This window comes from Ruegeria sp. HU-ET01832 (genome assembly GCF_040371315.1).
Lineage (GTDB): Bacteria > Pseudomonadota > Alphaproteobacteria > Rhodobacterales > Rhodobacteraceae > Ruegeria > Ruegeria lacuscaerulensis_A.
In genome coordinates this window covers 654,943-675,125 of sequence record NZ_BAABWL010000001.1, presented here as the reverse complement: position 1 = coordinate 675,125, position 20,183 = coordinate 654,943, and the positions used below count along the sequence as shown (strand labels likewise).

27 protein-coding genes are annotated in these 20,183 nt (G+C 57.1%); 12 read left to right on the top strand and 15 right to left on the bottom strand.

Annotation, left to right across the window (positions count from 1 at the left end):
* Positions 1-126 precede the first annotated feature (126 nt).
* The 3 genes from ABWV79_RS03400 to parE are packed head-to-tail and all read right to left on the bottom strand — an operon-like array spanning position 127 to position 2,855.
* Complete coding sequence (locus ABWV79_RS03400) at positions 127-519, bottom strand: hypothetical protein (RefSeq protein WP_353390410.1); 393 nt, start codon at positions 517-519, stop codon at positions 127-129.
* Complete coding sequence (locus ABWV79_RS03395; protein WP_353390409.1) at positions 516-836, bottom strand: hypothetical protein; 321 nt, start codon at positions 834-836, stop codon at positions 516-518. Before ABWV79_RS03395 ends, ABWV79_RS03400 begins: the two co-directional genes overlap by 4 nt.
* A gap of 60 nt (positions 837-896) precedes the next feature.
* Positions 897-2,855 carry a DNA topoisomerase IV subunit B gene (gene parE / locus ABWV79_RS03390; RefSeq protein WP_353390408.1) on the bottom strand — a complete coding sequence of 653 codons (1,959 nt, stop codon included), beginning with the start codon at positions 2,853-2,855 and terminating at the stop codon, positions 897-899.
* Between the two features lie 172 nt (positions 2,856-3,027).
* Between parE and ABWV79_RS03385 the strand changes: the two genes are divergently transcribed.
* Together ABWV79_RS03385 and ABWV79_RS03380 are read left to right on the top strand one after the other, a co-directional pair.
* The gene (locus ABWV79_RS03385) at positions 3,028-3,840 is read left to right on the top strand and encodes a class I SAM-dependent methyltransferase (protein ID WP_170354639.1); all 813 of its coding nucleotides are present in this window, start codon (positions 3,028-3,030) and stop codon (positions 3,838-3,840) included.
* Between the two features lie 91 nt (positions 3,841-3,931).
* On the top strand, positions 3,932-4,540 hold the full coding sequence (locus ABWV79_RS03380; RefSeq protein ID WP_353390407.1) for a carboxymuconolactone decarboxylase family protein: 609 nt from the start codon (positions 3,932-3,934) through the stop codon (positions 4,538-4,540).
* A 4-nt stretch (positions 4,541-4,544) separates the two neighbouring features.
* Here ABWV79_RS03380 and ABWV79_RS03375 read toward each other — a convergent pair whose 3' ends face one another.
* Positions 4,545-5,420 carry an alpha/beta fold hydrolase gene (locus ABWV79_RS03375; protein ID WP_353390406.1) on the bottom strand — a complete coding sequence of 292 codons (876 nt, stop codon included), beginning with the start codon at positions 5,418-5,420 and terminating at the stop codon, positions 4,545-4,547.
* Between the two features lie 128 nt (positions 5,421-5,548).
* Between ABWV79_RS03375 and ppk2 the strand changes: the two genes are divergently transcribed.
* Together ppk2 and ABWV79_RS03365 are read left to right on the top strand one after the other, a co-directional pair.
* A complete protein-coding gene (gene ppk2 / locus ABWV79_RS03370; protein WP_170354636.1) occupies positions 5,549-6,457 on the top strand; it encodes a polyphosphate kinase 2 in 909 nt (302 codons plus the stop codon).
* 105 nt (positions 6,458-6,562) lie between these two features.
* Positions 6,563-7,924 carry an MATE family efflux transporter gene (locus ABWV79_RS03365; RefSeq protein ID WP_353390405.1) on the top strand — a complete coding sequence of 454 codons (1,362 nt, stop codon included), beginning with the start codon at positions 6,563-6,565 and terminating at the stop codon, positions 7,922-7,924.
* Here ABWV79_RS03365 and ABWV79_RS03360 read toward each other — a convergent pair.
* Together ABWV79_RS03360 and ABWV79_RS03355 are read right to left on the bottom strand one after the other, a co-directional pair.
* Positions 7,921-8,322 (bottom strand): hypothetical protein, encoded by a 402-nt coding sequence (locus ABWV79_RS03360; protein WP_170354634.1) that lies wholly within the window; start codon positions 8,320-8,322, stop codon positions 7,921-7,923. The two genes, ABWV79_RS03365 and ABWV79_RS03360, sit on opposite strands and share 4 nt — an antisense overlap.
* Positions 8,323-8,335: 13 nt before the next feature.
* Entirely contained in the window at positions 8,336-9,538 is a 1,203-nt protein-coding gene (locus tag ABWV79_RS03355; RefSeq protein WP_353390404.1) for a pyridoxal phosphate-dependent aminotransferase, read from the bottom strand.
* Between the two features lie 91 nt (positions 9,539-9,629).
* Here ABWV79_RS03355 and ABWV79_RS03350 point away from each other — a divergent pair, with 91 nt between their 5' ends.
* From ABWV79_RS03350 to ABWV79_RS03340, 3 genes are all read left to right on the top strand, one after another.
* Positions 9,630-10,022: a helix-turn-helix domain-containing protein gene (locus ABWV79_RS03350; protein ID WP_170354632.1), complete on the top strand. Its 393-nt coding sequence runs from the start codon at positions 9,630-9,632 to the stop codon at positions 10,020-10,022.
* Positions 10,019-10,276: a succinate dehydrogenase assembly factor 2 gene (locus tag ABWV79_RS03345; RefSeq protein ID WP_353390403.1), complete on the top strand. Its 258-nt coding sequence runs from the start codon at positions 10,019-10,021 to the stop codon at positions 10,274-10,276. Before ABWV79_RS03350 ends, ABWV79_RS03345 begins: the two co-directional genes overlap by 4 nt.
* A gap of 78 nt (positions 10,277-10,354) precedes the next feature.
* Positions 10,355-10,852: a MarR family winged helix-turn-helix transcriptional regulator gene (locus ABWV79_RS03340; protein ID WP_353390402.1), complete on the top strand. Its 498-nt coding sequence runs from the start codon at positions 10,355-10,357 to the stop codon at positions 10,850-10,852.
* Here ABWV79_RS03340 and ABWV79_RS03335 read toward each other — a convergent pair whose 3' ends face one another.
* The 3 genes from ABWV79_RS03335 to ABWV79_RS03325 are packed head-to-tail and all read right to left on the bottom strand — an operon-like array spanning position 10,853 to position 12,701.
* Positions 10,853-11,575, bottom strand: a complete 723-nt coding sequence (locus ABWV79_RS03335; protein ID WP_353390401.1) for a DUF1194 domain-containing protein — start codon at positions 11,573-11,575, stop codon at positions 10,853-10,855.
* Complete coding sequence (locus tag ABWV79_RS03330) at positions 11,572-12,276, bottom strand: DUF1194 domain-containing protein (protein ID WP_353390400.1); 705 nt, start codon at positions 12,274-12,276, stop codon at positions 11,572-11,574. The genes ABWV79_RS03335 and ABWV79_RS03330 overlap by 4 nt, the downstream gene beginning before the upstream one ends.
* Positions 12,273-12,701, bottom strand: coding sequence for a VOC family protein (locus ABWV79_RS03325; RefSeq protein WP_353390399.1), 429 nt, complete (start codon positions 12,699-12,701; stop codon positions 12,273-12,275). The genes ABWV79_RS03330 and ABWV79_RS03325 overlap by 4 nt, the downstream gene beginning before the upstream one ends.
* 177 nt (positions 12,702-12,878) lie before the next feature.
* Between ABWV79_RS03325 and thyX the strand changes: the two genes are divergently transcribed.
* Positions 12,879-13,790 (top strand): FAD-dependent thymidylate synthase, encoded by a 912-nt coding sequence (thyX, locus tag ABWV79_RS03320; protein ID WP_170752439.1) that lies wholly within the window; start codon positions 12,879-12,881, stop codon positions 13,788-13,790.
* Between the two features lie 87 nt (positions 13,791-13,877).
* Positions 13,878-14,150 (top strand): hypothetical protein, encoded by a 273-nt coding sequence (locus ABWV79_RS03315; RefSeq protein WP_353390398.1) that lies wholly within the window; start codon positions 13,878-13,880, stop codon positions 14,148-14,150.
* Between the two features lie 76 nt (positions 14,151-14,226).
* Here ABWV79_RS03315 and ABWV79_RS03310 read toward each other — a convergent pair whose 3' ends face one another.
* A complete protein-coding gene (locus tag ABWV79_RS03310; protein WP_008758035.1) occupies positions 14,227-14,433 on the bottom strand; it encodes a cold-shock protein in 207 nt (68 codons plus the stop codon).
* A gap of 50 nt (positions 14,434-14,483) precedes the next feature.
* Between ABWV79_RS03310 and ABWV79_RS03305 the strand changes: the two genes are divergently transcribed.
* The 3 genes from ABWV79_RS03305 to ABWV79_RS03295 are packed head-to-tail and all read left to right on the top strand — an operon-like array spanning position 14,484 to position 15,376.
* Complete coding sequence (locus ABWV79_RS03305) at positions 14,484-14,618, top strand: hypothetical protein (protein WP_269149578.1); 135 nt, start codon at positions 14,484-14,486, stop codon at positions 14,616-14,618.
* Positions 14,619-14,648: 30 nt separating this feature from the next.
* Entirely contained in the window at positions 14,649-14,966 is a 318-nt protein-coding gene (locus tag ABWV79_RS03300) for an ArsC/Spx/MgsR family protein (RefSeq protein ID WP_353390397.1), read from the top strand.
* A 41-nt stretch (positions 14,967-15,007) separates the two neighbouring features.
* Entirely contained in the window at positions 15,008-15,376 is a 369-nt protein-coding gene (locus ABWV79_RS03295) for a hypothetical protein (RefSeq protein ID WP_170752445.1), read from the top strand.
* A gap of 1 nt (position 15,377) precedes the next feature.
* Here the strand turns inward: ABWV79_RS03295 and ABWV79_RS03290 are convergent, their stop codons facing one another.
* From ABWV79_RS03290 to thrS, 5 genes are all read right to left on the bottom strand, one after another.
* Positions 15,378-15,896, bottom strand: coding sequence for a DoxX family protein (locus ABWV79_RS03290; protein WP_170354610.1), 519 nt, complete (start codon positions 15,894-15,896; stop codon positions 15,378-15,380).
* On the bottom strand, positions 15,893-16,654 hold the full coding sequence (locus ABWV79_RS03285; protein WP_353390396.1) for an HvfC/BufC family peptide modification chaperone: 762 nt from the start codon (positions 16,652-16,654) through the stop codon (positions 15,893-15,895). The genes ABWV79_RS03290 and ABWV79_RS03285 overlap by 4 nt, the downstream gene beginning before the upstream one ends.
* The gene (gene bufB / locus ABWV79_RS03280) at positions 16,651-17,508 is read right to left on the bottom strand and encodes an MNIO family bufferin maturase (protein ID WP_353390395.1); all 858 of its coding nucleotides are present in this window, start codon (positions 17,506-17,508) and stop codon (positions 16,651-16,653) included. The genes ABWV79_RS03285 and bufB overlap by 4 nt, the downstream gene beginning before the upstream one ends.
* 72 nt (positions 17,509-17,580) lie before the next feature.
* Positions 17,581-17,883 carry a BufA1 family periplasmic bufferin-type metallophore gene (locus ABWV79_RS03275; protein ID WP_170354607.1) on the bottom strand — a complete coding sequence of 101 codons (303 nt, stop codon included), beginning with the start codon at positions 17,881-17,883 and terminating at the stop codon, positions 17,581-17,583.
* Between the two features lie 221 nt (positions 17,884-18,104).
* Positions 18,105-20,063 (bottom strand): threonine--tRNA ligase, encoded by a 1,959-nt coding sequence (gene thrS / locus ABWV79_RS03270; protein WP_353390394.1) that lies wholly within the window; start codon positions 20,061-20,063, stop codon positions 18,105-18,107.
* Positions 20,064-20,183: the final 120 nt, after the last annotated feature.

The window sequence follows — 20,183 nt, the reverse complement described above, 5'->3', positions numbered from 1 at the left end:
CGATTGCTTGATTCAAAGCATCAAGCACGCGCCTGACCAGCACCTATGGGCGGGCGCGTTCTGAACCCATCCTCAGACTAGGTGAAATTTAGAGTCTAGAAACGTGGCTCAATGAACTTTCTAAGTTCAACTTGGGACAGCCGCAGGCACTCCTAAGCTTCGGTCCAGAACTAAAATGCCAATGAGCAAAAGAATTGAGAAAAAGAAGAGCATCTGTTGAAGCATGCAAGTAGTTGGGGCTTCCGGACCATCAAACATTGAGACGAAATCCTTGTTCTTACCTTCGTGTTCTCGGCGTTCTGCTTTTTCAGCGAGGTTCGTGACTGCTCCTAGATGGAAGATTCCGGCTAATATCGACAGCGACAAAAAAACATAAAGAAACACCAATGCGGTAAATACTCGTCCATCGGCCTCGTTATTCAATATTTCCCCGGCAAGCGCGGCAATACCTACGAGCATCGCGCTACAAATAGCTATCAGCTGTTTGGATATCTCAAGCGCGACTTCAAATCGTTTCATGGTGTAGGTCGGCAAAATGGGTAAATACAGTTTGTTGAACGCTCAATAAAACCGCGCACGGCAGTATCGTCAATGCTCTTGGAGACGCGGTTTTCGACAAGTGGTGAAAGGTTCCGCAACAAAACCTGAGCGTTTCTTGTTGCTTTTTCTACTTCGGTATCACGATTTTGTTCCGCAAGATAACGTGCGTAGATATGTTGAATTGCGCGATTAACGAAGATAGCTCTCGCTTCTGCAGTAAGTAAAACTCCTTGGATTCTCGCTGCATCATCCAGAGCTCTTCGTAGTTGAATTCGATGAATTTCTTCGGAGGCCATTGTTCTCTAACTCTTTTATCTAAAATAAGCTTGCTAAGCGTGAGCGGTAGCAATCAATTTTCAAACATCCAACTCCTCCACAAACCGCGCGTTTTCCTGAATATATTGGAACCGCAGTTCTGGCTTCTTGCCCATCAGACGCTCGACCAGATCGCCGGTCTCGCCGGGTTCGTCCTCGTCAATCGTGACGCGGATCAGTTTGCGCGAGGCCGGGTCCATCGTGGTCTCTTTCAGGTCCTTGGCGTCCATTTCGCCCAGACCCTTGAAGCGTGAAACGTCGATCTTGCCCTTGCCGCCCAGGCCTTTTTCCAGCCACTCGTCACGCTCGGCCTCGTCCAGGCAATAGACGCGTTTGGCGCCTTGGGTCAGGCGATACAGAGGCGGGCAGGCCAGATACAGGTGGCCCGCGTCGATCATGGGCCGCATCTGGGTGAAGAAGAACGTCATCAGCAAGGACGCAATATGCGCGCCGTCCACATCCGCGTCGGTCATGATGATGATCTTGTCATAGCGCAGGTCGTCGACGTTGAACTTGGTACCAAGCCCCACACCCAGCGCCTGGGTCAGGTCGTTGATCTCGGCATTTGTGCCCAGCTTGGAACTGGCCGCGCCCAGAACGTTCAGGATCTTGCCGCGCAGGGGCAAAAGGGCCTGCGTTTTGCGGTCACGCCCCATTTTGGCCGAGCCACCGGCCGAGTCGCCTTCGACAATGAATAACTCGGTGCCGTCGCGTGTTGAACTACTACAGTCCACCAGCTTGCCGGGAAGACGAAGTTTCTTAGTGGCGGATTTACGTTGTGTCTCTTTCTCGGCTCGTCGGCGCAGACGCTCCTCGGCTCGGAGTATCACAAAGTCGAGGATCGCGCCGGCGGATTTCGTGTCCGCGGCCAGCCAGTTATCGAAATGGTCGCGGACCGAATTCTCGACCAGACGCTGCGCCTCGACCGTGGCCAGACGGTCTTTGGTCTGGCCGACGAATTCCGGCTCGCGGATAAAGCAGGACACCAGCGCGCAGCCGCCGGTGATCAGGTCTTCGCGGGTGATATGCGCGGCTTTCTTGTTGTTGATCAGCTCACCATAAGCCTTGATCCCCTTGAGGATCGCGGCCCAGAAACCCGCCACATGGGTTCCGCCTTCGGGGGTGGGCACGGTGTTACAGTAGGATTGGATGAACCCATCGCGCGAAGGTGTCCAGTTGATCGCCCATTCGACCTTGCCCGGTGTCCCGAACTTCTCGGTGAAGTCCACGGTGCCTGCGAAGGGCTGCTCGGCATAGGTGGACGAGCCGTTCATCGTCTCCTTGAGGTAATCAGACAGGCCGCCGGGGAAATGGAACGTAGCCTCGGTCGGGGTTTCGCCGTCGTCGATGGCGGATTTCCAGCGGATTTCCACGCCTGAGAATAGGTAGGCTTTGGAGCGGATGGATTTGAACAACCGCGCCGGTTTGAACTTGTGGTGGCCAAAGATTTCCGCATCGGCGTGGAATGTCACGGTGGTGCCGCGCCGGTTGGGGGCCGCGCCGATTTTCTCGACCGGTCCCAAGGGGATACCGCGCGAGAAGCGTTGTTCGAACAGCGTCTTGTCCCGCGCCACCTGTACGACCATCGAGTCCGACAGGGCGTTCACCACCGAGGCACCAACCCCATGCAGACCGCCCGAGGTCTGATAGGCCTTGCCCGAGAATTTACCACCCGCGTGCAGGGTACACAGAATGACCTCAAGCGCGGACTTGTCCGGGAATTTCGGATGCGGATCAATTGGGATACCGCGCCCGTTGTCGCGCACGGTCAGCGCGTAATCTGCGTGCAGCTCGACCTCGATCCGGTTGGCGTGACCGGCGACCGCCTCGTCCATCGAGTTGTCGAGGATTTCGGCCACCATGTGATGCAGCGCGCGCTCATCCGTGCCGCCGATATACATGCCGGGGCGTTTGCGAACGGGTTCCAGCCCTTCAAGCACCTCGATCGAGGAGGCGTCATAGGTGGAAGTCGCTTCAGGCGTCAACAGATCGTCGGGCATCGGTGCTGCTCTTGTTTTTGAGTTTTATCCATTATGGCAGGTGATGTGGTCCGGGGGAAGAGGGGCGCGAAGTGTTGTAGAAAAATGCGAGGATCACGCGGGTTTTCGCATATGGCCTGTTTTCGACTAAGATGGGGGCAGTTTGTATTTTCTATCAACTAGGGGCAATTGGATGACGGCAAATTCCGCAGAGTTTATTGGTGACATTCCGACATATTATGACACTGGTCTTGGACCAAATATTTTCGTCGATTACGCACAACACTTGGTCGAGACATGTTGCAGCGAACCCGCTAGCGAAGTGGTCGAACTTGCAGCCGGAACCGGCATAGTCAGCAGAATGCTCCGAGATCAGTTGCCTGCAGCAGCAAACCTGCTGGTCACTGATTTGAACGCGCCGATGTTGGATGTTGCCAAGACTAAGTTTTCTAGCTCGGAAAACGTTCGTTTTGACGTTGTCAACGCGATGGAACTGCCATTCGAAACACCAAAGTTCGATTTGATGGTGTGTCAGTTTGGCGTGATGTTTTTTCCTGACAAAGTCGCCTCGTTCCGTGAGGCCGCGAGAGTGCTGAAACCCCAAGGGCGTTACGTTTTTAATGTCTGGAGTTCTATGGCTGAAAACCCGGTTTCGCAGATGGCTCAGGACGTTGTTGCGCAGGTCTTCCCGGACGACCCTCCGGGCTTTTACCAAGTTCCGTTTCACTACGGAGACCCGCAGGCCGTATTGGCTGACTTGTCCGCCGCCGGTTGGCACAATGTGACATTCCAGACGAAACGGTTGAGTAAAAAGATCCTGGATCCCGCGGCATTCTCGCGCGCTTTGGTGTTCGGAAACCCTTTGGTGGACGAAATAAAAGAGCGGGGCGGTGCCGATCCCGAGGAGGTCGCGGTGGAAATGGCAAAGGCATTGGATCAGCGTTTTGGGTCAGAGGATATGGTGATGCCCTTGTCGGCCACGACTTTTGTCGGACAAATGGATTAACCCCACCTTTGAAATCGAAGCTTGCCTCCTGGGGCATCGCCGGTAACAACTCAATCTGTGATTGACGCGACCAAAATCGTAAGGAAGTGGAATGAGTTGGATCAAGACGGTGCCCTACGAGCAGGCAACAGGTCGATTGAAGAAACTGTATGAACGGGTCACCGGGCCGGGGAACAACGTTGACAACATCATGATGGTGCATTCCCTGCGCCCGCATTCGATGGAAGGCCACATGGCGTTGTACAAAAACGTGTTGCACCATTCGGCCAACACCATTCCGAAATGGTTTCTCGAGGTTCTGGGCGTCTGGGTCAGTTCGTTGAATCGTTGTGGATACTGTGTCGAGCATCACTTCAGTGGTCTACAGCGTTTGCTGGACGATCCTGCACGCGCAGAAGCTATTCGTGCAGCGATTGAGGCCAAAGCGCCAGATACCGCCCCTTTGGATGCCGCGCAGGTCGCGGGGATGCATTATGCGCGCATGTTGACTCAGGCACCGGCGGATATGACAGAAGCAGATATCGACGCGTTACGCGCGGCGGGGTGGGATGACGGCCAGATACTCGAGATTAATCAGGTCTGCGCCTATTTCTCGTATGCCAACCGCACTGTTCTGGGGCTGGGGTGCGACACCGATGGGGATGTTTTGGGACTATCGCCCAACAACTCCGAGGACCCGGCGGATTGGGGGCATCGCTAGGCCGTCAGGCACCGCTCCAGTCCAGAATTGCCTGCGCCATTGCATCAGGTCGTTGGTGATGCAGCCAGTGATCGGCACCGGGAATGTCGACACGCTTCAGGTCAGGCGCGAAGGTTTCGAGCCCAGAGGTCGCCTCTGGCAGCAGCGCTTTGTCTTCCGGTCCCCAAAGAAGCAGATGCGGGCATCGGACCATCAGGCGCTCTACCGGCAACTCGGGCAGGTCCGTCAAAGGCTCGCCCGGTTTGGCCACCACCAAAGGAGAAGCGCGATACCAGTTCAACATGGCGTTCAACCGACCGGGCCGGGCCCATTCGGTGCGATAGTCTTGCATCTGATGATCAGACAACCAATCCAACCCCATGCCGTATCTGAAGAAACGTTCAAGCAGGGCGAAGCTATTGGCTGAAAAACGATCGGCTGCGTCCTCGGCGCGCAGGTCATTGATATATTGCGAGGCTGCGGACTGCGCGCCTCCGGCCGCCATGGCGCGCTGAAACGGAACCGGATGAACTCCGTTCGCGATGATCAGGCGGTCGACCAGTTCGGGCCGAAACATAGCCAGGCCATAGGCCACCGAAGCCCCCCAATCGTGACCCAGAACCGTCACAGGCCCGCCCTGCATTTCGATCAGTGCGGCCATGTCCGTCACCAGGTTGGACAGGGTGTAGTGGCCAACGCTTTCCGGCACCCAGCTTTGCCCGTAACCGCGCTGATCGGGCGCAACACAATGGTAGTGCGGGGCGAGGTGCGGTGCCAGATCGGCCCATGCGCCGCCATATTCTGGAAACCCGTGCAGCATCAGCAGCGTGGGCAAATTGGGATCACCCCAGCTGCGTAGAAAAAACGGCTGACCGTTGAGTGTGACAAACCTGCTGTTCATGGGGCTAACCCTATGGTCTGAAATCGAAATACAGAGCACCTAAGATACAGCAATTTGACACCAATCAAAGCGCGAAGTGCCGGTCCCTGTTAGCCTTTCATCTAACAAGCTTAGCAAGGAGAAACTGAATGGAAACAGCGGCACAGATAGAAAAGACAGAAACGCCCGTTACTGTGGTGCCCGCCTCTGCAGCGCCCAGTCCCGAGAAAATTCGTCTGGCTTTTGAAAGCGGCAAATACCCCTATGGTCGCAAAATGGCGCGCAGGACGTATGAGGCGCAAAAGGCCGAGTTGCAGGCCGAGTTGCTGAAGGTTCAGCTGTGGGCGCAAGAGACGGGTCAGCGGTTTGTGTTGTTGTTTGAAGGCCGCGACGCTGCTGGAAAGGGTGGTACGATCAAACGGTTCATGGAGCACCTGAACCCGCGTCAGGCCCGTGTGGTCGCGTTGAACAAACCCACCTGGGAAGAAAAGGGTCAGTGGTATTACCAGCGCTATATTCAGGAACTGCCGACCGTGGGCGAAATGGTCTTTTATGACCGCTCCTGGTACAACCGCGCGGGCGTTGAGCGGGTGATGGGCTTTTGTTCGCCCAATGAGTATCTGGAGTTCATGCGCCAGACCCCGGATTTTGAGCGGATGCTGGTGCGCTCGGGCATTCAGCTATACAAATACTGGTTCTCGGTCACGCAGGAAGAGCAACAGCGCCGGTTCAAAAGCCGTGAAACCGACCCGCTGAAACAGTGGAAATTGTCGCCTATCGACAAGGCGAGCCTTAGCAAGTGGGACGACTACACCGAGGCGAAAGAGGCGATGTTCTTCTACACCGACACGGCCGATGCGCCCTGGACGATCATCAAGTCCAACGACAAGAAACGTGCCCGTCTGAACACGATGCGCCACTTCCTGTCGACGCTGGACTATCCCGGTAAGAACCATGACATCGTAAGCGACCCGGATCCGCTGATCGTCGGACAGGCACATCACGTGATCCATCGGTCCGAGCACATACTGGGTACGTCTCTGCATCCGGACGCTTGAAAGGGCCATTCGAAGCTGATTACCGGCTCTTGATTGAGAGTCTCACCTTGAAATTTCGTTGATCTGGTCTTGTCCCGGCTTCTAGCCGGGCATAAGGCTGGGGCAATGAATAAGGTGATGACATATCGCGGCCACTTCCGGGCCATCGCAGTGCTCGGCCTGCCGTTGGTGGGCGGGCATCTGGCGCAGTTCGCGATCGGCCTGACCGATACGGTCATGCTGGGCTGGTACGGGGTCGAGGCTTTGGCTGCTGTAACCTTGGCCAGCAGCTACTATTTCGTGCTGTTTCTGTTCGGGGCCGGGTTCGGCTGGGCCGTTATGCCTATCGTCGCCACGGCCGCTGCGGAAGAGGACGAGACGAGTATTCGCCGCTCGACCCGCATGGGGTTGTGGCTGTCACTGATCTATGCGGCTCTTATGATGCCGTTGCTATGGTGGTCCTACCCGATCCTGATTGCTTTGGATCAATACCCTGATGTTGCGCGAACGGCTTCCCAGTACCTGCGGGTCGCAGGGTGGGGCCTGTTCCCGGCGCTTATCGTGATGGTCTTGAAGTCTTATCTGGCCGCGTTGGAACGGACCCAGATCGTTCTTTGGATTACGGTCACAGCTGCCGTGGTCAACGGCCTAACTAACTATGCGCTGATCTTCGGGAACTGGGGCGCGCCCGAGATGGGCGTGATCGGCGCCGCCGTTGCATCGGTGGTTACACAGATCGTTTCGTTGGTCTTTGTGGTGATCTATGCGGTGCGTGTCTTGCCCGAACACAGCCTGTTTCAGCGTTTCTGGCGCCCGGATTGGGAGTTCTTCTTCAGCGTCCTGCGTCTGGGCGTGCCCATCGGATTGACTACTCTGGCCGAGGTTAGCTTGTTTGCGATGTCCGCGATCATGATGGGGTGGCTGGGTCAGGTGCCGCTGGCGGCGCACGGGATCGCGCTGAATTTGGCCTCGGCCACGTTCATGGTGCATCTGGGCCTGTCGAACGCAGCCACGATCCGAGCGGGTAATGCGCTGGGCCGCAAGGACCGGGCGCATCTGGAAAAAGGCGCGATTGCCGTAACGGGCATGTCTTTGGTGATGTCGGTGCTGACGGTCATCCTGTTCCTGACCTGCGCCGAGCCGTTGATCTCGTTGTTTATGGAAACAGACGATCCGCAGCGGGGGGAAATCCTGTTGATTGGCACCGGGTTGCTGGCCATGGCGGCCCTGTTCCAACTGGTGGATGGCGCGCAGGTGATTGCGCTGGGCCTGTTGCGTGGTTTGCAGGACGCCAAAGTGCCGATGGTAATGGCGGGGCTTAGCTATTGGGTCGTTGGCATTCCAGCGTCGTATTACTTTGGCTTTGTCCGGGGGATGGACGGAATTGGAGTCTGGCTGGGTGTTGTTCTGGGGCTGGCTTGTGCGGCGGTGCTTCTGATGGCACGGTTCTGGATGCGATCGGTTCGGTCTGTACCGGTGGCGGCTTAGCCCTTGCTGAGTCGATCCGCCTTTTTGCGCACGAGGACGCTGCGCAGGTCATGCATGGCCATCAACAATCTGTCGGTCACATCCTCAAGCTGATCATCGGTCGCCTTTGACTGTGCCCATTGAGTCGTCAGGTTCAGGTAATCCACGGCCCGGTGGATATCATCAATGTCGCGCTGGGCCAGCAGGGCCTTGCGCGCCTGCATCCAGCGCGCGATTTCGGCTCGGTCGGCTTCGGTCAGGGTGCGCTGGCCTTGCGGTTTGACCTCGCCATTTCGGATGTTGATGACGGCGATCTGGTCCATCTCGATCCGTTGCTGGCGGTTTTCCGTGTCGATCCGGAATACCGCAGCTCCATTCTCGCGGATACGGAAATAGTATTCGGGCAGTTCAGTCGCCATACGGCCTCCGGGCTCAGGTCAGTGCAGCGCAGAAATTTTGGATGCGGGTGCAAGCCTCGGTCAGCGCCTCATCCGATGTAGCATAGCTGACACGGAAATTCGGAGACAAGCCAAACGCGGCACCAAAAACAACGGCAACGTCCGCCTCTTCCAGCAACGCTGTCGCAAATGCCTCATCCGATGCGATCACGCTACCCGCCGGGGTTGTTTTTCCGATCAGACCCGCGATCGAAGGATAGACGTAAAAAGCACCTTCGGGCGTGGGGCAGGTGATGCCGTCGATCTGGTTTAGCATCTTCACCACAAGATCGCGGCGTCGTTTGAATGTCTCGGCATTGGGGGCCAGAAAATCCTGCGTGCCGTTCAGCGCCTCGACCGCAGCCCATTGGCTAACCGAACAAGGGTTCGAGGTCGACTGCGATTGGATCTTGCGCATCGCTGCGATCAACTCGGCCGGGCCTGCGGCATACCCGATCCGCCAGCCGGTCATGGCATAGGCTTTGGACACACCGTTACAGGTTAGTGTGCGCTCATACAGGCCGGGTTCGACCTCAGCCGGGGTGCAGAATTCGAACCCGTCATAGGCGAGATGTTCATACATATCATCAGACATGATCCAAACATGCGGATGGCGCATCAGCACATCGGTTAACGCCTTTAGCTCGGTCCGGCTGTAACCCGCACCAGTAGGGTTGGACGGAGAGTTGAAGATGAACCACTTGGTGTTCGGCGTGATCGCGGCCTCAAGCTGTTCGGCCGTCAGCTTGAACTGGTTTTCCAGGGTTGTTTCCACTACGACCGGCGTACCGCCTGCCAGCAGAACCATATCGGGATAGCTGACCCAGTAGGGGGCGGGGATGATCACCTCATCGCCGTCGTTCATGGTGGCCATCAAGGCGTTATACAGCGTCTGCTTGCCGCCGGTACCTACCGAGATCTGGGCGGGCGAATAGTCCAACCCGTGATCACGTTTCATTTTGGCACAAGCCGCCTGTTTCAACTCGGGGATGCCATCGGGCGCGGTGTATTTCGTTTTCCCCGCGGCAATGGCGGCGACAGCCGCGTCCTTGATGTTCTGCGGCGTATCGAAATCGGGTTCGCCCGCGCTCAGTCCGATGACGTCGCGCCCTGCGGCCTTCAATTCGGCGGCTTTCGCTGTCATTGCGATGGTCGGTGATGGTTTTACGCGTGACAGTGTCGCAGACAGGAAACTCATGATCGGCCTCGGTTTGTATGTTCAACCTGTCTGTCATAGGGTGCGCCCGAATGACGATCAAGCGATATGCACAGTGGAATTGGAGACGCGAATGAACGACGAAAGCGACTGGTACGGCCCGGAATCAGCAACTTTTGGCGACCGGCTGGCAGGCGCGCGTGAAGCGGCAGGTATGACGCAATCGCAGCTTGCGCGGCGGCTTGGCGTCAAGAAGGCCACGATCGTCGCTTGGGAAAACGACCTTTCTGAGCCGCGCGCCAACCGTTTGTCGATGATGGCTGGAATGATCAACGTCTCGATCATGTGGCTTTTGACTGGCGAGGGTGAGGGCATGGATGCCCCGGTTGAGGTGGTGGAAAACGCGCCTGAGCTTGTTGAAGTCGTGACCGAGTTGCGCGCTATCCGTGGCGAGATGCGGGCCAGCGCCGAGCGGGCCGCCAAGTTGGAGAAACGCGTGCGCCTGATGTTGGAGCGAAATCAATGACCGAGCTGCGTGACGTTCAAATCAAGCGATTGAAAATGCGCTCCATGCGCCGGGGGATCAAGGAAATGGACCTGATCCTGCAGGCGTATGCCGAACGCAATTTGGCGGCGATGGACAGTGCGGGGTTGGAAACCTATGACGCGCTGCTGCACGAAAATGATCAGGACCTGTATCAATGGGTGACTGGGCAGGTCGCCGCCCCAGAACGGTTCGGGGATCTGATAACTGATATCGCACAAACATTTCAAAAATAAAGAAAAAGACAGTTTAACCGAATTTTCGGTTTTTCGACTCATTCTGCCTGAAACAGCGCGATTGAATCGGAGGATCGGATGAGTATGGAAATGCAGGTCTCCGCGCACGGGGCCAAGGGCTTCATGACCAGTTATCTTGAGGCGCTTGCCCTTGTCGAACGGCTGCACCGTTTGCTTTTGGACGTCATCAAGGACGAGTTCGAACGTGTCGGCGTACTTGAAATCAACGCGGTTCAGGCATTGCTGCTTTTCAACATCGGCGATCATGAAGTCACGGCAGGTGAGCTGAAAAGCCGGGGATATTACCAGGGCAGTAATGTCAGCTATAACCTGAAAAAGCTGGTTGAGATGGGCTATATGCACCACCAGCGTTGCGAGATTGACCGCCGTTCGGTCCGTGTGCGTCTAACGCCGCGTGGACGTGAAATTCGTGACACTGTGTCCAAGCTGTTCGCGCGCCATGCCGATGGGTTGCAGTCACGTGGCGTGTTGGGGCTTGAGGGGATCGAGGACATCACCACCTCTCTCCGTCGGGTTGAACGCTATTGGACGGACCAGATCCGCTACATTTACTGATCAGGGTCGAGTGTGTGGCCCGGCGTCGGACAGGACCAAGTCCTCAAGCTCGCGGATTAGCTTGCGGGTCATCGCATCCTCATAGGCTTCGAACCCGACGGCAACCTCGACAAAGGCGTCGGGGCCTAGAATGACCCAGGCATTGTAGTAAGCGGATAACTCACTGATCTGTACGTCGCGCTTGTCCCCGACATTGGCGTCATCGGGGCCGATGACTAGTCCGTTGATGGTGATCCCGCTGACTTGCAGTGCTTGTTTCACCTCGCGGGGGTGAGGGCCAATGTTGTGCTTTCCGTCGCCAGAAAGGTCCAGCGTTTGCTTCCAGCACTCGGGCTGTTGGGACAGTAATTCAGCCCCAAACAGCATTGCCGATCCAACTGCTGTCCCCTGAGGCGCCGAGCTGCGCGTTACCGAGTCTAACAGGTTTGAAATGCCAGCTAGTTGTTCGTCGGATCGGATTTCTGTCCAGTCCAGCAGCATGCGCTGATGACTGGCCTCACTCCATTCGAATACGGCGAGCCGCACCGCAGGGCCAAGGCCCGAAAGAAGCAGTTGCTTGACCTTGGGTCGTTGCAGGGCAGCGGCCAGACCACCGAGTTGCAAACTGTATTCGGCGCTATCGACCGAGCCAGAGACATCCAGACCCAATGCCAGAGCCTGTCTGCACTCAGACAGGGCGGGTGTTCCCAAAAAGGCTGCGACAGCGGCAAGGTACCGGATCATTTTGGCGCTTCACCGGACAGAGCGCCGATTTGCAGGCCCTGCAATTCCCTCTCAAGCTTCCGGCGCATGGCGCGCTCGAAGTCTTCGAAACCTTGCGCCACTTCAAGAAAAGCGCCGGGGCCATGCAGGACATTGTTCTCGAAAAACGGGATAAGGAACAGCTCACCTTCGAAATCAGCAGCGTTGATGACCAGCCCGTTCACCACGACGTCCTGAAACGGAAAGTGGCGGTAGGCCGAATCCGGCCCGTACCCGTCATTGTTCGACCCATCACCAGACAGATCAATGGTCTGGAAAAGGCAGGGCGGGGCTTGCTGCATCAGTGTCGCGCCAAAGGCCAACGCATATCCCATCGCCGTGGCCGATCCGCTGTCGGATCGCACCGACTGCTGCACCGTCGTGGCTGCAGCCAGCAAATCCGCCCGTGTACGGATCATCGACCAGTTCAGAATGACGCGCTGCGTGCTGCGCCCGCTCCATTCATAGACCGCAAGCGCGACGGGCATTGGCGATGAGAAAAACGCCTCGGTCACTTCAGGCGCCACAAGAGCCGCGGCCAGACCCTGCCTTTGCAATGTGTCTTCAGTGGCGTCTACCGAGGTCGATATGTCCATCGCCAAGGCAAGCGCCAGCCGGCACGTCTCGGCCCGCAGGGGGCTGGCCAGCGCGGCCAGTCCCAAGGTTGCCAGCCAGCGGATCACCAATGACCGGTGCTCTCCATGCTGGCCCAGGGTTCGGCGGGGTCCAGCGCGTCGCCGTTTTGCAGCAGCTCGACCGAAATGTTGTCTGGCGAGCGCACAAACGCCATGCGCCCGTCGCGCGGCGGCCGGTTGATCACCACGCCATTATCTTTAAGCAGTTGGCACATTTCGTAGATATTATCGACCCCGTAGGCCAAATGACCGAAATGGCGGCTATCGCCAGGTAATCCGTCGTCGCCATCCCAGTTATATGTCAGCTCGATCGGACGATCTTCTTGCCCCGGAGGCGCCATGAAGATCAGCGAAAACCGCCCCTGTTCACTGTCATACCGGCGGGTTTCTTGCAGCCCCAGCAGTTCGTAAAACGCCATGGATTTCTCAAGATCTTTCACACGGACCATGGTGTGGAGGTATGTCAGCCCCATTGCGGTTTCCTTTTTTGTTCAGGTGATGCCATGCACCTTAGCGCGCTAACGTAGTCTGTCGAGGGGCGCAGCGGACACAATTTAGAGTTTGCGCAAGTTAGCGCACATATCGCGGTTCCTGTCGTGGTTTTGCCGATATATAGTGGTCTGCGACTCATTTGCTGGAAAGGAAATTTCATGCCGCTGTCCTCTGACCAACTGACCGAGATCGAAGCGCAACGGGCGCAATCGTATCAAACGCGTCGTGTTGTTGCTCCGGGGATGGAGGATCACCTGTACACCGCGCATCAGGTTCTGGACCACGGTTTTGTACGTGTGATCGACTATATGGGCGATGACGCGGCGATTTGTCAGGCTGCCCGTGTGTCCTATGGCAAGGGTACCAAATCCGTACAGAATGATGAGGGCCTGATCCGTTACCTGATGCGTCACTGGCACTCGACCCCTTTTGAAATGTGCGAGATCAAGCTGCATGTGAAACTGCCTGTCTTTGTGGCGCGGCAATGGATCCGGCATCGGACGGCGAATGTGAACGAATACTCGGCACGCTATTCTATCCTGGACCGCGAGTTCTATATCCCCGCGCCCGACCATGTGGCGGCGCAGTCCGAGGTGAACAACCAGGGCCGGGGCGACGCGTTGCAGGGGGAAGAAGCCGCGCGCGTTCTTGAGATGCTCAAGGCAGACAGTGCCCGGTGCTATGACAATTACGAGGCGATGATCAGTCAGGATGGTCAGCAGGGTCTGGCACGTGAACTGGCGCGGATGAACCTTCCGGCGAATATCTACACTCAATGGTACTGGAAGGTGGACCTGCACAATCTGTTCCACTTCCTGCGGCTGCGAGCGGACCCCCACGCGCAATATGAAATCCGGGTATATGCGGACACGATGTGCAAAATCGTCGCCGACTGGGTTCCTTTCGCTTACAAGGCGTTTGAAGATTACCGTCTCGGCGCGGTGAATCTATCCGCGCAGATGGTCGATAGCCTGCGGCGGATGCTGGCCGGAGAGGCCGTGACGCAAGAAACTTCGGGCATGACCGCCCGCGAATGGCGCGAGTTCGAAGCGGTCATTCGCGAAAATTAAGCGCATATCGTTTGTCTATACGTGCTGTCATGAAGCTGTTACATTGGCTCCATGGCTTTTCCTTCCTGTATCCGATACGTGTGCTTGATGTCGTTGCTTGGCGCTCCGGCTTTGGCCAAATCCCCTATTGCTGAGGTGCTGTGTGAGCCGACGTCCCGGTTGCATGACAAGCTTGAACGTCAGTTCGGCTCGCAGCGCGCGGCCACCGGGGTGCGCAGTCCCGAACAGATCATGGAAGTCTGGACTAGCGAGAAAGGTGATTGGACGATGGTTGTCACTTATTCGACCGGCACGTCCTGCATCGTTGCGATGGGTCAAGACTGGTTCACGCACGCCGACGCAGATCCGGCGCGCGGTTAACATTGGTCGAACCATAATTGGTCAACGGCCGGAAATTGGCCGTTGCCCTGCTTTGTCTTCCCGTCGGGAGGGGGCCTTACAACGGTTTCAAATCGGCGGCCATCTGGCGACCGTCGCGTCCGTCCTGCAATTCGTATGAGACTTTCTGATTGTCTGCGAGCCCGGTCAGACCTGACCGTTCAACAGCCGAGATATGTACAAATACGTCCTTGCCACCTTCATCGGGGGCAATAAACCCATAGCCTTTAGTGGTATTAAACCATTTCACGGTGCCAGTTGGCATTTCCCGTGTCTCCTTCTACTTACACGTTGTCCCACAAATTGGTGGGGGAAGTGATTGACGCCACCGCCTTTCATCACCGCCGCGCTCACACGCTTCGGCCCGAATTGCGTATTTCGTCTTTTTCAACATTGCACGGTGAAGTAAAAAATCAAGAATTACCGGAACACCTTGGCGAATTTGCCTAAAATTCACACAAGCACAGGAAGCCCCCTAAAATGCGCCTATATGGACTAAAGAACTGTGATACCTGCCGTAAGGCACTGAAATCATTGGGAGGTGTTGATTTTGTCGACGTGCGAGCGGATGGGGTGCCCGAAACAGTGCTGTCACGGGCATTTACACAATTCGGCGAGGCTTTGCTCAACACCCGGTCCACGACATGGCGGGGCCTAAGCGAAGACGAGCGCGCGCGGGCACCGTTGGAGCTGTTGCACGATCATCCGACCTTGATGAAACGTCCTTTGATCGAGCGTGACGGGCAGTTTTTTCTTGGTTGGACGGCGGCGACGAAGGCTGCTCTTGGCGTCGACTGAGCGGATGCTTATCTGCAAAGGCGCAAGCAAGAGGGCGAAAGATGCGTAACGCAGCGATGATTTTGGGTGTGATTGCCGGGCTAATCGGCATGTTGGTCGGTTTTGTCGGCTATGGATATGTCGAACTGATCGACCGGTTCGGAGAGATCGACGGCCTTGCCGAGCAGGTCGACAACGCGCAGCTTATCCAGGCTATGTCGATCCTGGCACCTTTGCTGGCGATTGCCGGAGGGGCTATGGCCAAGGCGAGGGCATTGATTGGCGGGGCATTGTTGCTAATTTCAGCCGGCGGCATGTATTACGCGTTTGGGTTCAATGCCTTTACCATGTTCCCGGTTGCATTTGCCGGGGTGGCAGGGGCCCTTGGGCTGGCCGCAGGTAAACCGGACGAGCCCAAGGCGCATTTCTAAATCACTTTAGACGCAAGATGCGGTCTATTGAAATGGGGCCTGCACCGTTGATCACGATGACCAGGAACAGGAAAGTCCACATGACGCGTTGGTCCATCAAGGTGATGGCATTGTCGAACAGCCCACCCAGTTTAACACCGTGACCGGCGACATCAACGATGGTTTGAACCCATACGAAGCCGATCATGGCCAGGGCTGCGACGCGGGTGAGTAGACCGACCAGCAGCAATGCCGGCAGAACAAACTCGGCCACGGTGCCTAAAAAGATCACGATACGCTGGAAGAAGGTCATCTGGGTGACGTCATACAAAACGGCTTCAGCCGCTTTGGGGAAGATCTGGCCAAAGGCACCGGCTGACGCCGAGAAGATCGACCCGTCAATCTTCAGAGTGGCCGAATTCCAGTAGTAAACAAGCAATACAGCAACAAAAACAAGCCGTGCCAGGGTCGGTGTCAGCCAGTTGGCCGAGCTGTCCAGCCGTCCCAGGACATTGTTGTGAAGAGAGATCAGGGCAGTCATTGTGCCAGCCTTTCGATAGTCACAGAAGTAATGGCGCCACCTTGAAGCAGAGGCGCCAGAGTGGCCCCAAGGTCAAACTCGGGGGTGGTAGCGGATACGCTTTCGAATGCTTGACCGATCGTATGACCAGTCTGCATCTTAGATATCCAATCTGCGCCGCCTGCAGGCAGCAGATGCGGCGCGGGATCAAATTCGGGGCGGGTAACCAGCACGTCTTCAGCACCGGGCTGGGGTTTGGGGGCGTCGTCTATGGTGTTGAACCGCCACAAAGAGAATATTGGCCACTCAGAGCGGACCACCTGCATTGATGGTGCGAATTCCAGCTTGGCCCGCATGACCTGTTCTGGGTCCACGGCCAGTGCATCACCCGGTGCAGGCGTGCTGTCCGCCGCGTGGTAGGAGCGACGCAGGGCCAGTTCCAACCGGGCAACGTCGGGCAAATATCCCAGGTGCGAAAGCTGCTCCATTCCCGCCAGAAATTCAGGGAACGCTTCGCCGTAGAACATCATCATCGGCGTCGTCGGGGGATGCTGGCGTAGGAAAATTCCCGACAGACCATCCATGTTCTGAGCGCCTAACAGCTTCGCGATTACCGGGAAGGCCTGATGCACTGCTTCGGTCAGGGACACCGCAACATTGTTGCGATAAACGCTGAACCGTCGGCCTGCCGGTTGGGCGCTGGCATCCACCAACCCCTCTGGAACCGCCTCAGACGGGTTCAAAAGGGCAGTGTGAAAGGTGGATTGAGACACGCTCATGCCGGGATGCGGTCCAATGCCGCTTGTGCCCGGTCAGCCTCGGCTCGAAGAACAGGCCAGTCGGGAACATCTGTATCCCATTCGATCAGGACTGGTTTCGGACCCGATCTTTCCAGCACGTAGTCCAGCAAGGCCCAGACGGGGTCCACGACCTCGCGCCCGTGGCTGTCGATCAGCAGGGGGCGACCGTGGTCGTCCTCGTCTTCGTCGTGGCCGCCTAGATGAATTTCGCCAACTTTTTCCAGTGGATAGGCGTCAATGTAGCCCTGTGGTGAAAAGTCCAGGTTGGTGGCCGAGACAAAAACGTTGTTCACGTCTAGCAAAAGGCCGCAGCCAGTGCGGCGCGAGATTTCGCGCAGGAAGTCAGGCTCGGACCACGTACTTTCCTCAAACGCCAGATAGCTGGAAGGGTTTTCCAGTAGCATCTGCCGCCCGACAACCTCTTGCACCTGATCGATGTGTTCGCAAATCCGGGCAAGTGTTACGTCAGTATAGGGCAGAGGCAACAGGTCGTTCAGGAAGTGACTGTCATGGGTTGACCACGCCAGATGCTCGGAGAAACTAGCCGGGTTCAGCCAGCCGACCAGATGTTTCAGACGGGCCAGATGATCGGGGTCCAATGGGCCTTCGCCGCCAATGGACAGGCCGACACCGTGCACAGAAACAGGAAACTGTTCCGACAGGTGGCGCAGCTGCGCCAGCGGGCGTCCGCCATCGCCCATGTAATTCTCGGCATGGATTTCCAGCCATGCCACCGGATGCGCGTGATCCAGAATCTGTTGAAAATGCTGGGGTTTGTATCCGACACCCGGCGCTGCGGGCAGTCTGTTTGATCGAATAGCGTTGTCCAGCATTACAATAGTCTCCGGTTCGCGACAAAGAGGCGGGCGACAAGGCCCGCCCCTTCGGTTTTCCTGTGCGCGGGCTTATGCCGGCAGGTCGCGGTCCAGCGGCTCGAGCGAGCCTTTGCGGTCCGAACCGTCTGCGGTTTGGGGTAGCTCGATATCGGCGCAGGTGCCTGCGTCGACCAGCGTCCATGCGTTACCCTGATAATCAACGGTCGAAGTACCGGCGCAGGTGGTGCCGGGGCCGGCTGCGCAATCGTTTTCACCTGCCAGCGAAACGCCATAGCACTTTTCTTTGGCTTGGGCGGTTGCGGTGGTGGCGGCACCGGATACGGCGGCTGCGACTGCGGTTGCGATAACCAGGGATTTAGCGGTGTTCGACATCTCGGTAATCCTTTTGATGACTGCGTATGTCCGTGTTTGACACTAACAAAGGTAGTAGCTTGCGGGGCAGAGTTGAATTCACGAGCCCGTGTCTCACAACCCCGTCAGGCACTGTCATGCCCTATTGCAGCGTAACACATTGTTTTTGAAATCTAAAAAGGAAAATATTTCAACCCGGCCCCTATCTCGGGGCCGGATCAGCGGTGAATTTTCACCGAATGTTACAGCAGATCGGGCGGAGTTGCCGACTTGGAAAGTTCAATTGTTACAGCCTCAAGTGATTGAACCTGCGTTTGTTTCTCACCCAGACGGCGAACGCTGACGGTGCGTTCCTCAACTTCACGGTGTCCGACGGCCAGAATGACAGGCACTTTGCCGACTGAATGCTCGCGAACCTTGTAGTTGATTTTCTCGTTGCGAATGTCGGCCTCGGCCCGGACACCAGCGGCGCGCAGGGTTTCGACCACTTCATTGACGTAGTCATCCGCCTCAGAGGTGATCGAGGCGACAACCACCTGACGCGGGGCGAGCCAGAAGGGCAGTTTGCCTGCGTGCTCTTCGATCAGAATGCCGATGAAACGCTCGAACGATCCCAGTGTTGCTCGGTGCAGCATGAAGGGGCGATGTTTTGCGCCATCTGCGCCGATAAAGCTGGCATCCAGACGCTCGGGAAGGTTGGGGTCAACCTGCAGCGTGCCGCATTGCCACGTCCGCCCGATCGCGTCGGTCAGGGTGAATTCCAGTTTGGGTCCGTAAAACGCGCCTTCGCCTTCGAGGATCTCATAGTCATACCCGGCCGCCTTGCAGGCATCACCAAGGGCTTTTTCCACCAGATCCCAGCTTTCATCCGACCCGATCCGCTTTTCGGGACGGGTGGACAGTTTGATGGTCCAATCATGGAAACCCAGATCGGCATAGACCTTTGAGAGGAAGGCGATGAACTTTGCGGTCTCGGATTCGATCTGATCCTCGGCACAGAAGATATGGCCGTCATCCTGCGTAAAGCCGCGCACCCGCATGATCCCGTGCAGCGCGCCCGAGGGTTCATAACGTGCGCAAGACCCGAACTCGGCCATGCGTAGGGGTAGGTCGCGATAGGATTTCAGACCCTGATTGAACACCTGAACGTGACAGGGGCAGTTCATCGGTTTCAGGGCGTTGATCGCCTTTTCGCGGGCGTGATCTTCGTCAACCTCGACGATGAACATGTTTTCCTGGTATTTGTCCCAGTGGCCAGAAGCCTCCCACAGCTTGCGGTCGACAACCTGCGGGGTGTTCACCTCAACATAGCCGTCGCGCTCCTGCATCCGGCGCATATAGTCCTGAAGGGTGGTGTAGATTTTCCATCCGTTCGGATGCCAGAAGATCTGGCCGGGGGCCTCTTCCTGCATGTGGAAAAGGTTCATCTCGCGGCCCAGCTTGCGGTGGTCGCGTTTGGCGGCCTCTTCCAGCATGTGTAGGTGGGCTTTCAGCTTTTCCTTGCCGGTGAAAGCCACGCCATAGATCCGCTGCAACATCGCGCGGTCGCTGTCGCCGCGCCAATAGGCGCCCGCGATGCTCATCAGTTTGAACGCATCGCCGGGCAGTTGGCCGGTGTGCTGCAGGTGCGGGCCGCGGCACAGGTCCTGCCAGTGGCCGTGCCAATACATGCGCAGTGGCTCATCGCCCGGAATGGATTCGATCAGCTCGACCTTATAGGGCTCGTTATTGGCCTTGTAGAATTCGATCGCGCGGTCGCGGTCCCAGACCTCGGTTGTGACGGGGTCGCGCTTGTTGATGATCTCTTTCATCTTTTTCTCGATGAGGCCGAGATCTTCGGGCGTGAACGGCTCTTCACGGTCAAAGTCATAGTACCAGCCGTTTTCGATGACGGGGCCGATGGTGACTTTGGTCGCGGGCCAGATTTCCTGCACCGCCCGGGCCATGACATGCGCCAGATCGTGGCGGATCAGCTCATTGGCCTGGTCTTCGTCCTTCATGGTGTGGATGGCGATTTGGGCGTCGGCGTCAATGGGCCATTGCAAGTCCCAATGCTTGCCGTCGACCGTGGCCGAGATTGCCTTTTTGGCCAGCGAGGTCGAGATATCGGCGGCCACCTGCGCGGGTGTTACGCCTGCGTCATAGGAACGTGCATTGCCATCGGGGAAGGTGAGAGAGACGGATTTCGAATCCAGGGCCATGTTGGCTCTCCTCGTCGGTTTGGCGCCCACTGAACGCCCGGTTGCGGGTATCGCCATTTAAGGTTCTGAAAACAGTAATTTTTCTGGACGTTTCGGCGTCACTCGTCACTGTTTTGTGGC